We start from the raw sequence: 11,809 nt of genomic DNA, 5'->3' as shown, positions 1-11,809 counted from the left end.
GCCTCCGTCGCACTCGGTCGGGCTGACAGGATTTGAACCTGCGACCCCCTGACCCCCAGTCAGGTGCGCTACCAAGCTGCGCCACAGCCCGATCACGCCCTCGCGGGCGCGGCGCCCAGGCTACCGCAGCCCGACCCGTGCTCCGGACACCCGGTCCCCCGGTGCCGGCGACCACCGCCCCCCGGTGCTCACTTCGTGCGGCGCTCGCGCTTCTCCCGCACCCGGACGTTGACCCGCACCGGGGACCCGGTGAAGCCGAACGTCTCCCGCAGCTTGCGCTCCAGGAAGCGGCGGTAGCCCGCCTCGAGGAACCCGGTGGTGAACAGCACGAACGTGGGCGGCCGGGTGGCGGCCTGCGTCGCGAACAGCACCCGCGGCAGCCGTCCGCCGCGCATCGGCGGCGGCGTGGCCGCGACGATCTCGGCCAGCCACGAGTTGAGCTGGCCGGTGGGCACGCGGCGGTCCCAGGAGTCGAGCGCGGTGCGCAGGGCCGGGACCAGCTTGGCCACGCTGCGCCCGGTGTGGGCGGAGATGTTGACCCGCTGCGCCCACGGCACCCGGGCCAGGTCGCGGTCCACCTCCTTCTCCAGCAGGTAGCGGCGGTCCTCGTCGACGAGGTCCCACTTGTTGAACGCGAGCACCAGGGCGCGACCCGCCTCGGCGACCATGCTCAGCACCCGCAGGTCCTGCTCGCTGATGGGCTCGTGGGCGTCGATGAGCAGCACGGCCACCTCGGCGGCCTCGATCGCCGCCCGGGTGCGCAGCGAGGCGTAGAACTCGGCGCCGCTGGCGTGGCTGACGCGCTTGCGCAGCCCGGCGGTGTCGACGAAGCGCCACACCTGCCCGCCGAGCTCGACCAGCGAGTCGACCGGGTCGACGGTGGTGCCCGCGACCTCGTGCACCACCGACCGCTCGTCGCCGGTGAGCCGGTTGATCAGGCTGGACTTGCCGACGTTGGGCTTGCCGACGAGCGCCACGCGGCGCGGACCCCCGGTGAGGTCGCGCTCGCGGGGGGTGTGGGGCAGGGCGGCGAGCACCTCGTCGAGCAGGTCACCGGTGCCGCGGCCGTGCGTGGCGCTGACGGGGTGGGGCTGGCCGAGGCCGAGCGACCACAGCGCGGCCGCCTCGGACTCGACCCGCTCGTCGTCGACCTTGTTGGCGGCCAGCAGGACCGGGATCTTGCCGCGGCGCAGCACCCGGGCGGCGGCCTGGTCGGTGGCGGTGGCCCCGACGACGGCGTCGACGACGAGCAGCACCACGTCGGCGGTCTTCATGGCCAGCTCCGCCTGGGCGGCCACGGCCTTCTGCAGCCCACGGGCGTCGGGCTCCCAGCCCCCGGTGTCCTGCACGGTGAAGCGGCGGCCGGACCAGTTCGCGTCGTAGGAGACGCGGTCGCGGGTGACGCCGGGGACGTCCTGCACCACGGCCTCGCGCCGGCCGATGATGCGGTTGACCAGGGTGGACTTGCCCACGTTGGGCCGACCGACCACGGCGAGCACCGGGACGGCCTCCTCCGGGCCGTCCTCGTCGCCGAGCTCGGCGTCGACGACCTCCCAGTCCGACTCGTCGCTCCACGTCCCGTCGCCGGGGGCGAGGTCGCCCTGCGGGCCGTCGCCCGGGGTCCGGTTGCTCGACGTCATCGGCTGGCCTCCTGCTGTGCCCGGGTGCCGACGAGCTCGCGCAGCCGCCCCAGGGTCTGGTCGACCGTGAGGTCGCTGGTGTCGACGGTGACCGCGTCGTCGGCGGGGCGCAACGGGGAGGCCGCGCGGGTGGAGTCGAGGTGGTCGCGGCGCTCGACGTCGGCCAGCACGGACTCGTAGTCCCCGGTCCGGCCGGCCTCGAGCTCCTGGGCGTGGCGACGGCGCGCCCGCTCCTGCGCGGACGCGGTGAGGAACACCTTGAGGTCGGCGGCGGGCAGCACGACGGTGCCGATGTCGCGGCCCTCGACGACGACGCCGGTGCCGGCCAGCTCGGCGGCGATGCGGCGCTGCTCTGCGACGAGCCGCTCCCGGACGGCGGGCACGGCCGACACCGCCGACACCGCGCGGGTGACCTCGCCGCCGCGGATCTCGGCGGAGACGTCCTCGTCCCCGAGGCCCACCCGGGGCGCCTCGGGGTCGGTGCTCACCGTGACGTGCAGGACGGTGGTGGCGGCGTCGATGGCGGCCGGGTCGGCCAGGTCGACCCCGGCGCGCAGCACCTGCAGGGTGGCGGTGCGGTACATCGCGCCGGTGTCGAGGTAGCGGGCGCCCAGGGCGCGGGCGAGGCCCCGGGCGATGGTCGACTTGCCCGTGCCGGAGGGGCCGTCCATCGCGATGACGAGCGCGGTCACAGCCCGACCGCCGAGTACAGCCCGGCGACCTCGCCGCGGTTGAGCACCCGCAGCGAGCGGGGCCGCTGCTGGCCCAGCGCCAGGGGCCCGATGCGGGTGCGGACCAGCTTCTTCACGGGGTGCCCGACCTCCTCGAGCAGCCGGCGCACCACGTGCTTGCGGCCCTCGTGCAGCACCAGCTCGACCAGGGCCACACCCTCGAAGTAGTCCTCGACGCGGAACGAGTCCACGGCGACGGGCCCGTCCTCGAGCTCGACGCCGGCGCGGAGCCGCTTGCCCAGGTCGCGCGGGACCGGGCCGGGCACGGTGGCCAGGTACGTCTTGGGCACCTCGTAGGAGGGGTGCATGAGCCGGTGGGCGAGGTCGCCGTCGTTGGTGAGGATGAGCAGGCCCTCGGTGTCGGCGTCGAGCCGGCCGACGTGGAAGAGCCGCTGGCCCGCCGCGACCCGCTCGGCCACGAGGTCGCCCACGCAGGGCCTGCCGAGCTCGTCGGACATCGTCGAGTGCATGCCGCGCGGCTTGTTCAGCGCCAGGTGCACGAGGTCCTCGGTGACCATGACGCGGCCGCCGTCGACCTTGACCACCGCGGTGGCGGGGTCGATCCGCATGCCCTGCTCGCGCACCACGGCCCCGTCGACCTCGACGCGTCCCTCGTCGATGAGGCGCTCCGCGGCGCGGCGCGAGGCGACGCCGGCCTGGGCGAGCACCTTCTGCAGGCGCACGCCCTCCGGGTGCTCGTCAGCCACGCTCGGTCATCTCCATGTCGATCAGGTCCACCTCGGGCAGCAGGGGCGCCAGCGGGGGGAGGTCCGCCAGCGAGGACAGGCCGAGGCGCTCGAGGAACAGCCCGGTCGTCGTGTACAGGGTCGCGTGGGTCTCCGGGTCGGTCCCGGCCTCGGCGAGCAGCCCCCTGGCGAGCAGGGTGCGCACCACGCCGTCCACGTTGACCCCCCGCACCGCAGCGATCCGCGCGCGGGTCAAGGGTTGACGGTAGGCGACGACGGCCAGGGTCTCCAACGCCGCTCTGGTCAGGCGACTGCGAGACCCGTCGGTGATGAGCTTCTCGACCTGCGGGGCGTAGGTGTCGCGGGTGTGCAGCCGCCACCCGTCCCCGACCCGGCGCAGGTCCATGCCGCTGCCGCGGGAGTCCAGCTCGGCCGACCACGCCTGCAGCGCGGCGGTGACCCGGGCGACGGGGGCGTCGAGCGCGGTGGCCAGCACGTCGGCGGGGGCGGGGGCGTCGACCACGAGCAGCAGCGCCTCGAGCGCCGACCGCAGGCCGGCCTCGTCCAGGCCCGAGCCGTCGGGCACGTCGAGGTCGAGGTGCGCGTCGCTCACCAGTCGGCCCCCACCCGGTCGCCGGGCTCGTCCCCGGTCCAACCGGCCCGCAGCGCGCCCAGGGCCTCGTCCTGCGCGAAGTGCACCACCCCGTCGCGGTGCAGCTCGAGCAGGCCCAGGAACCGGGCCACCACCTCCGCGGTCTCCGTGCACCCGGCGACGAGCACCGCGAAGTCGACCCACTCCCCCCGCCCGGCCCCGCGCAGCAGCGCCAGCACCGTGGCGGCGTGCTCGCGCACCGAGACCGTGTTGAGGTGCAGGTGGTCCACCCCGACGGTGGGTGCGGGCGGGCGCGGGGCGAGGGCGGCGGCCGCGATCTCGGCCAGGCGCTGGGCGTCGACGCCGAGCAGCACCTCCGGCAGCAGCGACTCGTACCGCTCCTCCAGGCTCACCGAGCGCGGGTAGCTGCGCAGCGCGCCCGCCTCCAGCTCGGCCATGAGCGCGGCCACCTGCTTGTAGGCGCGGTACTGCAGCAGCCGGGCGAAGAGCAGGTCGCGCGCCTCGAGCAGCTGCAGGTCCTCCTCGCTGTCCACCTCGGCGGCCGGGAGCAGCCGGGCGGCCTTGAGGTCGAGCAGCGTCGCCGCGACGACGAGGAAGGCGGTGGTCTGCTCGAGGCCCACCGCCGGGCCCAGCGCCCGGGTGTGGGCGACGAAGTCGTCGGTCACGGTGTGCAGTGCCACCTCGGTGACGTCGAGGCGGTGCTGGCTGATGAGCGCGAGCAGCAGGTCGAACGGGCCGGTGAAGTTGGTGAGCCGGACCGTGAACAGCGACGGGTCCTGCGACCCGACCGTCTCGACCGCAGCAGGGTCGACGAGCAGGTCGGTCACGGTCAGCGGCGGCGCGGCGAGCGCGCGATGACCTCGCGCGCCAGCGCGCGGTAGGCCGCCGCCCCGGCCGAGGACGACGCCCAGGTGGTGATGGGCTCGCCGGCGGCGCTGGTCTCGGGGAAGCGGACGGTGCGGCTGATGACGGCGTCGTAGACCACGTCGCCGAAGACGTCCACCACCTGCGCCATCACCTCGCGGGCGTGCAGGGTGCGGGCGTCGAACATGGTGACCAGGATCCCGGAGAGCACCAGCCGCGGGTTGAGCCGGTCGCGGACCTTCTCGATGGTGTCGTTGAGCAGGGCGAGCCCGCGCAGGCTGAAGAACGCGCACTCCATCGGGATGATCACGCCGTCGCTGCAGGTCAGCGCGTTGATGGTGAGCAGGCCAAGGGTGGGCTGGCAGTCGATGAGCACGTAGTCGTACCGGTCGAGCAGGGGGTGCAGCGCGCGGCCCAGCGCCTGCTCCCGGCCCACCTCGCTGACCAGCTGGATCTCCGCCGCGGAGAGGTCGATGTTGGCGGGCAGCAGGTCCACCCCGGGCACCCCGGTGGCGAGCAGGACCTCCTCGGCGGAGACCCGCGGCTCGACCAGCAGGTTGTGCACGGTCAGCTCGAGGTCGTTGTGGTTCACCCCGAGCCCGGCCGAGAGCGCGCCCTGCGGGTCGAGGTCGACCAGCAGCACGCGGCGGCCGTGCTCGGCCAGGGCGGCGCCCAGGTTGATCGTCGAGGTCGTCTTGCCGACCCCGCCCTTCTGGTTGCACATGGCGATGACCTGGGCGGGGCCGTGCCCGCGCAGCGGCTCGGGGTCGGGCACCTCGCGCACCGGGCGCCCGGTCAGCCCCAGCGGCCGCTCGTCCGCCGTGGGCTCCACCGGTCCGGGGACGCCCTCGAGGGTCGCCTGCGAGCCCGTCGCGGGCGGCTGGGGGGAGGTCACGGGGTGGCTGCTCCTGGGGTGCGGGGTGGGGCGGGTTGGCTGCACCCGAGCCTAGTCACCGGGCGCGGGGGTGGGCCCCGGACCACACCTCGCGCAGCCCCTCCGCGGTGACCAGCGTGTAGAGCTGCGTCGTCGTCACCGAGGCGTGCCCCAGCAGCTCCTGCACCACGCGGACGTCGGCCCCGCCGTCGAGCAGGTGGGTCGCGAAGGAGTGGCGCAGCGTGTGGGGGCTGACCGCGGTCTCGATGCCCGCGCGGCGGGCCGCCCCGGAGAGCACCTGCCACGCGCTCTGCCGGGAGAGCCGGCCCCCCCGGGCGTTGAGGAACACCGCGGGCCCCGCCCGGGTGACCAGCCCCGGCCGGCCGCGGACCAGGTAGGCGTCCAGCGCGGCCAGTGCGGGCCGGCCCACCGGCACCACCCGCTGCTTGCCGCCCTTGCCGTCGAGCACCACCGACCGCGAGGTGGGGTCGACGTCGTCGAGGTCCAGGCCCACCGCCTCGGAGATCCGCGCCCCGGTCGAGTAGAGCAGCTCCAGCAGCGCCCGGTCGCGCAGCCGGCGGGGCCCGGCCACGTCGTCGCCGCCCGACGCGGCGTCGAGCAGGGCCAGCACCGCCGCCACGGGCAGCGCCTTGGGCAGCCGGGTGCCCGACGAGGGGGGGCGCACCTGCTCGGCGACGTCGACGGCGACCACCCCCTCGCGCACGGCGAAGCGGTGCAGCCCCCGCGCGGCGACGAGGGCCCGCCCGGCCGACGACGCGGCCAGCGGCGTCACCCCGTGCTCGGGGTCACCGGTGCGCAGCGCGACGAGGAAGGCGCTGACGTCCTCGGCGGTGGCCGCGGCCAGGTCGTCGACCCCGCGGGAGCGCAGGTGCGCCACGTACCGGCGCAGGTCGCGGCGGTAGCTCAGCAGGGTGTTGGTGGCGGTGCCGCGCTCCACCACGAGGTGGTCGAGGTAGCCGGCGATCAGGTCCTCCAGCGCCCCCGTGCCCGGGCTCGTCGCCGCGGGGCTCGTCGCCGTCCGGACCACGTGACCACCCCCCTTGGCGGCTGCCGCGGGCGCGCAGCCAGGGGCCGAACCTAGCCCCGGGCGGCGCGCCGGTCGGCGAAGGCGCGCGGGCGGCCCGGCCACGGCGCGTCGGCGGGTCGGGTGGAGGCGGCCCCGGAGCGCACCGCGGCCAGCGCGAGCAGCCCGGCCAGGGTGGTGGCGTTGACGACGTCGCCGGCCAGGCACCAGCGCACGGCCTCCTCGAGCGGCACCCAGCGCAGCTCGATGTCGGCCTCCTCGTCGTCCTCCCCGGTGCCGCGCGGGGCCTCACCGATCCCGGTGGCCAGGAACACCCGGACGGCCTCGTCGGTGAAACCGGGCGAGGCGGCGGCGTCGACGAGCACCTCCCAGCGCTGCGCGGACAGGCCCGTCTCCTCGGCCAGCTCGCGGCCGGCCGCGTCGACGGGGTCCTCCCCGGGGGCGTCGAGCAGGCCAGCGGGCAGCTCCCAGATCCGCTCCCCCACCGGGTGGCGGTACTGCTTGATCATGGCGACGCGGTCGGTGTCGTCCAGGGCGAGGACCGCGACGGCGCCGAGGTGCTCCACGACCTCGCGCTGCGCGACCCGGCCCCCGGGCATGCGGACGTCGTCGATGCGCAGGCCCACCACGCGGCCCTGGTGGACCAGCCGGCTGCCGACGACGGCGAAGTCGTGCTCCCCCGGGGCGCTCACGCGACCGGCTCGCGGCGGGTGCCGCGGGTGACCTCGACGGGCAGCCGCACCGCCGCCTCGTAGTCGATGGCCGCCCGGACGAACGCCGCGAACAGCGGGTGCGGCCGGGTGGGGCGGCTCTTGAGCTCGGGGTGCGCCTGGGTGCCCACGTAGAACGGGTGGACGTCGGCGTCGAGCTCGACGAACTCGACCAGGGCGCCGTCGGGCGAGGTGCCGGCGAACCGCAGCCCGGTCGCGTCGAGCCGCTCGCGGTAGGCGTTGTTCACCTCGTAGCGGTGGCGGTGCCGCTCGGAGACCTCGGTGGCGCCGTAGGCCCGCGCGGTGACCGAGCCCGGGGTCAGGGCGGCGGGGTAGGCGCCCAGCCGCATGCTCGCGCCCATGTCGGCCTCGCCGGCGACGACGTCGAGCTGCTCGGCCATGGTGGAGACGACGGGGTCCGGGGTGTCGGGGTCGAACTCCGTCGAGCTGGCCCCGGGCAGGTCCGCGAGGTGCCGCGCGGCCTCGACGACCATGCACTGCAGGCCCAGGCACAGCCCGAGGGTGGGGATGCCGCGGGTGCGGGCGTGGCGCAGCGCGCCGACCTTGCCCTCGATGCCGCGCACCCCGAACCCGCCGGGCACCAGCACCCCGTCCACCCCGTGCAGGGCGGCGGCCGCACCGGCCTCGGTGGTGCACGAGTCCGAGGGCACCCAGACCACGTCGACCCGGGCGTGGTGGGCGAACCCGCCCGCGCGCAGCGCCTCGGTCACCGAGAGGTAGGCGTCGGGCAGGTCGACGTACTTGCCGACGACCGCGATCCGGACCCGCTCGTCGGGCTCGTGGACGCGGTGCAGCAGGTCGCCCCACACCGTCCAGTCGACGTCGCGGAACGGCAGGCCCAGGCGGCGCACCACGTAGGCGTCGAGCCCCTCGCCGTGCAGCACCTTGGGGATGTCGTAGATGGACGGGGCGTCGGGGGTGGAGACCACGCCGTCGTAGTCGACGTCGCACATCAGGGCGATCTTGCGCTTGAGGGCGTCGGGGACGTCGCGGTCGGCGCGCAGGATCAGCGCGTCGGGCTGGATGCCGATGTTGCGCAGCGACGCCACCGAGTGCTGCGTCGGCTTGGTCTTGAGCTCGCCCGAGGGGGCCAGGAACGGCACGAGGGAGACGTGCAGGAAGAACACGTTGTCCCGGCCCACGTCGTGGCGCACCTGCCGCGCGGCCTCGAGGAACGGCTGCGACTCGATGTCGCCCACCGTGCCGCCGACCTCGGTGATGACCACGTCGGGCACGTGGCCCTCGTCGTCCTCGGCGGACATCGCGAGGATGCGGGCCTTGATCTCGTCGGTGATGTGCGGGATGACCTGCACGGTGTCGCCCAGGTACTCCCCGCGCCGCTCCTTGGCGATGACGGTGGAGTAGACCTGCCCGGTCGTCACGTTCGCCGAGCCGGGGAGGTCGCGGTCGAGGAACCGCTCGTAGTGGCCGATGTCGAGGTCGGTCTCCGCCCCGTCCTCGGTGACGAACACCTCGCCGTGCTGGAACGGGTTCATCGTCCCGGGGTCGACGTTGAGGTACGGGTCCAGCTTCTGCATGGTCACCCGCAGCCCGCGCGCGGTGAGCAGCTGGCCGAGGCTCGACGCCGTCAGGCCCTTGCCCAGCGAGGACGCGACGCCCCCGGTGACGAAGATGTGCTTGGTGTCCGGCACGGCCGTTCGAGGGTGGGGCACGGGCTGCCACGCTAACACCCCCGGCCCGGCCCCGACGGTGATCCACACCGCCGCGCCGGGCCGGCGTCGCGGTCAGGACGGGACGGTGACCGCCTGCGCGCTGGTGGCGGTGCCGTAGCGGCCCGCGCGGCCCTCGAGCTGCTCGGCCAGGGCCAGCACGGTGGTGATGCGGCCCGCGCTGGTCTGCACGTCGTCGACGGTGCTCAGCCCCGCGGTGACGTTGGCGTCCGCCCGGGCCACCCCGATGGGACCGTTGCCGTCGGCGGAGCCGGTCCGACCGGCGAGCACCGTGCCCGCACCCCGGCCGTCCATGGCCGCGGCCACCCGGGCCACGGTGGCGGCGCGGTCGCCCGCCGAGTCGCCGGTGATGGCGCCCCCGGTGAGCACGACGGCGAGCTGGCCGGCGCGGACGGCGCCGTCCCCGGTGCCGATGAAGCCGCCGGACTGCAGCGCGCTGAGCGCGGCCTGCAGCGCCTCGGGCGAGGTCTGCGGCTGCGCGGTGGTGCCGTCGAGCAGCAGCACCGACCCGAGCAGCGCCCCGGCGAGGCTGCCCGCGTCGGTGGCCCCCGTCGGCAGCGCCACCCCGGGCGGGATGGCGTTGGTGACGGTGGAGCGGAGCTGGTCGGCCGAGGCCGGGTCGACGAAGGTGTTGGTCAGCGACACCTGGCCGGTGACGGTGCCGCCCGCGGCGCCGATGAGTGCCACCAGCGCGTCGCGGTCGGCGGAGTCCGCGTCGGGGCCGGCGACGACCACCACGGTCCGCTGGTCGAGGGTGCGGCCCACGATGCGGCTGGCCACCGCGGCGTCGAACCCGTCGGCCGCGGTGAGCTGCTCGCGCAGCTGGTTGCGGTCGGTGGTGGTGGCGTCGAGCTGGGACTGCAGGGTGGACTTGTCGTCGCGCAGACCCCCCAGCAGGCCGTCCGAGAGCGTGGTGGAGCCGAGGACGAGCCCGAGCGCCAGCGCCAGGAACACCGCGGCCAGGGAGACGACGTGGCTGCGCAGCGAGATCACTGCAGGAGCCCTCGGAACCACAGCGCGAAGGAGTTCCAGGCGTCGATCGCGTCGTCGAGGTAGACCTGCCCGGCCTGCGAGACGAGCAGGGCCACCACGAGGGCGACGAGGGCGGCGAGCACGAGCAGCAGCACGGCCCCGCCGGAGACCCGGCTGCGGTACAGGGTGGCCACCGCGGAGGCGTCGACCAGCTTCGAGCCGACCTTGAGCCGGGTGAGGAACGTCGAGGGGTTCGAGTCGCGGCGGCCGCGGTCGAGGAACTCGTCGAGGGTGGCCGGCGAGCCGACGGTGACGATGAGCGAGGCGCCGTGGTGGTCGGCGAGCAGCAGCGCGAGGTCCTCGCTGGAGCCCGACGCCGGGAAGGTCATGGCCCCGATGCCCAGGTCCTGGATGCGCTCCAGGCCGGGGGCGTGCCCGTCGGCGTGGGCGGGCAGCACGACCTGCCCGGCGCTCTTGAGCGACTCGGTGCTGATGCCCTCGGGGTCGCCGACGACGAGGTCGGCGTGGTAGCCCGCCTCGAGCAGCGCGTCGGCCCCGGTGTCGACCCCGACGAGCACGGGCCGGTACTCCTTGATGAAGCTCTTCAGCTCGCGCAGCTGGGCGGCGTGGCCCGGGCCGGGGCTGACCACGACGACGTGGCGGTCGGTCATGGTGACGTCGACCTCGGGCACGCCGACACCGTCGAGCAGCAGCGGGCTCTCCCGCCGGATGAACTCGATGGTGTTGCCGGAGAACGCCTCCAGGTGGTCGACCAGGCCGGTCTTGGCCTCGACCATGAGGTCGGCGACGGAGTCGGTGCTCTGCTCGGTGCCCTCCGCGACGACCTTCTCCCCCGCGTACAGGGTGCCCTCGTCGAGCCGGAGCTTGGTGCCCTCCTTGACCTGGCGGAAGACGTCGCCGCCCACCCCGTCGACGAGCGGGACACCGGCCTCGACGAGGATCTCCGGGCCCAGGTTGGGGTAGCGGCCCGAGATCGACGGCGAGGCGTTGACCACGGCGGCCACGTCCGCGGCGACCAGGGCGTCCGCGGTGGCCCGGTCGAGGTCGACCTGGTCGAGGACGACGACGTCGCCGGGGCCGACCCGGCGCAGCAGCTTCGCGGTGTTCCGGTCGACCCGGGCCACGCCGGTCAGACCGGGCAGCGTCTCGGTCGAGCGCGACAGCAGGGCGGAGATCTTCATGCGCCCGATGATGACGGCCGCGCCACCGGAGCCCGGGGAGGCGCGCCGTCGCCGCACCACCGGTCACACCAGCACCACGCCGGCGGGGTCAGCGCTCGGCGGCCGCGGTGGCCAGCAGCTCCTCGGCGTGGGCGCGACCGGTGTCGGTGTCGTCGAGCCCGGCGAGCATGCGGGCCAGCTCGGCCACCCGCTCGGCGTGGTCGAGGGTCCGCACGTCGCTGGCCGTGACCCCGCCGTCCGGGTCGTCGGTCAGCTGCTTGTCGACGACGAGGTGGCGGTCGGCGAAGGCGGCCACCTGGGGCAGGTGGGTGACCACGACGACCTGGTGGGTGCGGGCCAGCCGCGCCAGCCGTCGGCCCACCTCGACCGCGGCGCGCCCGCCGACCCCGGCGTCGACCTCGTCGAAGACCAGCGTGCCCGTGGTGTCCGCCCCGGCGAGGACGACCTCCAGGGCGAGCATCACCCGGGAGAGCTCGCCGCCGGACGCGCTGCGCCCGATCGGGGCGGGCACGGCACCGGGGTGCGCGGCCAGCCGCAGCTCCACGTCGTCGGTGCCGTCGGGCCCGGCGTGCACCCGCTCCCCCGCCACCTCCAGCGCGGCCGCGTCGTCGGCCGCCGCGGCGCGCGGCGTCACCACCACCTCGAGCCGCGCGCGGCCCATCGCCAGCCCGGCCAGCTCGGCGCTGACCGCGTCGGCGAGCACGTCGGCCGCCGCCCGGCGCGCCCGACCCCGCGCCCCGGCCACCCCGGCCAGGGCGGC

General features: G+C 75.4%; 10 protein-coding genes, 1 tRNA gene and 2 pseudogenes. All 13 read right to left on the bottom strand.

Features of this window, described 5'->3' with window-relative positions; all coding sequences use genetic code 11:
- Nucleotides 1–17: 17 nt before the first annotated feature.
- A tRNA-Pro gene (locus ACYVOF_RS09645) sits at nucleotides 18–91 on the bottom strand.
- 97 nt (nucleotides 92–188) lie between these two features.
- Nucleotides 189–1,640, bottom strand: a complete 1,452-nt coding sequence (der, locus tag ACYVOF_RS09640) for a ribosome biogenesis GTPase Der (protein WP_460865947.1) — start codon at nucleotides 1,638–1,640, stop codon at nucleotides 189–191.
- Nucleotides 1,637–2,311, bottom strand: coding sequence for a (d)CMP kinase (gene cmk, locus ACYVOF_RS09635; protein WP_460866050.1), 675 nt, complete (start codon nucleotides 2,309–2,311; stop codon nucleotides 1,637–1,639). Before cmk ends, der begins: the two co-directional genes overlap by 4 nt.
- 17 nt (nucleotides 2,312–2,328) lie before the next feature.
- Nucleotides 2,329–3,060: pseudogene (locus ACYVOF_RS09630) on the bottom strand (pseudouridine synthase); the annotation flags it as partial.
- A 10-nt stretch (nucleotides 3,061–3,070) separates the two neighbouring features.
- Nucleotides 3,071–3,670: an SMC-Scp complex subunit ScpB gene (gene scpB / locus ACYVOF_RS09625; RefSeq protein WP_460865945.1), complete on the bottom strand. Its 600-nt coding sequence runs from the start codon at nucleotides 3,668–3,670 to the stop codon at nucleotides 3,071–3,073.
- Entirely contained in the window at nucleotides 3,667–4,488 is an 822-nt protein-coding gene (locus ACYVOF_RS09620) for a segregation and condensation protein A (protein ID WP_460866048.1), read from the bottom strand. The genes scpB and ACYVOF_RS09620 overlap by 4 nt, the downstream gene beginning before the upstream one ends.
- Nucleotides 4,489–4,499: 11 nt before the next feature.
- Nucleotides 4,500–5,366, bottom strand: coding sequence for a ParA family protein (locus tag ACYVOF_RS09615; RefSeq protein ID WP_460866047.1), 867 nt, complete (start codon nucleotides 5,364–5,366; stop codon nucleotides 4,500–4,502).
- 118 nt (nucleotides 5,367–5,484) lie between these two features.
- Nucleotides 5,485–6,456, bottom strand: coding sequence for a site-specific tyrosine recombinase XerD (locus tag ACYVOF_RS09610; protein WP_460865943.1), 972 nt, complete (start codon nucleotides 6,454–6,456; stop codon nucleotides 5,485–5,487).
- Between the two features lie 50 nt (nucleotides 6,457–6,506).
- Nucleotides 6,507–7,145 (bottom strand): NUDIX domain-containing protein, encoded by a 639-nt coding sequence (locus tag ACYVOF_RS09605; RefSeq protein WP_460865942.1) that lies wholly within the window; start codon nucleotides 7,143–7,145, stop codon nucleotides 6,507–6,509.
- Nucleotides 7,142–8,857 carry a CTP synthase gene (locus tag ACYVOF_RS09600; RefSeq protein WP_460865940.1) on the bottom strand — a complete coding sequence of 572 codons (1,716 nt, stop codon included), beginning with the start codon at nucleotides 8,855–8,857 and terminating at the stop codon, nucleotides 7,142–7,144. Before ACYVOF_RS09600 ends, ACYVOF_RS09605 begins: the two co-directional genes overlap by 4 nt.
- A 72-nt stretch (nucleotides 8,858–8,929) precedes the next feature.
- The gene (locus ACYVOF_RS09595) at nucleotides 8,930–9,868 is read right to left on the bottom strand and encodes a copper transporter (protein ID WP_460865939.1); all 939 of its coding nucleotides are present in this window, start codon (nucleotides 9,866–9,868) and stop codon (nucleotides 8,930–8,932) included.
- Nucleotides 9,865–11,049 (bottom strand): putative cytokinetic ring protein SteA, encoded by a 1,185-nt coding sequence (steA, locus tag ACYVOF_RS09590; RefSeq protein WP_460865938.1) that lies wholly within the window; start codon nucleotides 11,047–11,049, stop codon nucleotides 9,865–9,867. The genes ACYVOF_RS09595 and steA overlap by 4 nt, the downstream gene beginning before the upstream one ends.
- Nucleotides 11,050–11,137: 88 nt before the next feature.
- Nucleotides 11,138–11,809 (bottom strand): annotated as a pseudogene (locus ACYVOF_RS09585) (DNA repair protein RecN); the annotation flags it as partial.

This window comes from Rhodococcus aerolatus (assembly GCF_054783215.1).
The sequence above is the reverse complement of the archived record's forward strand: the minus strand, read 5'-3'. Positions and strand labels throughout refer to the sequence as shown.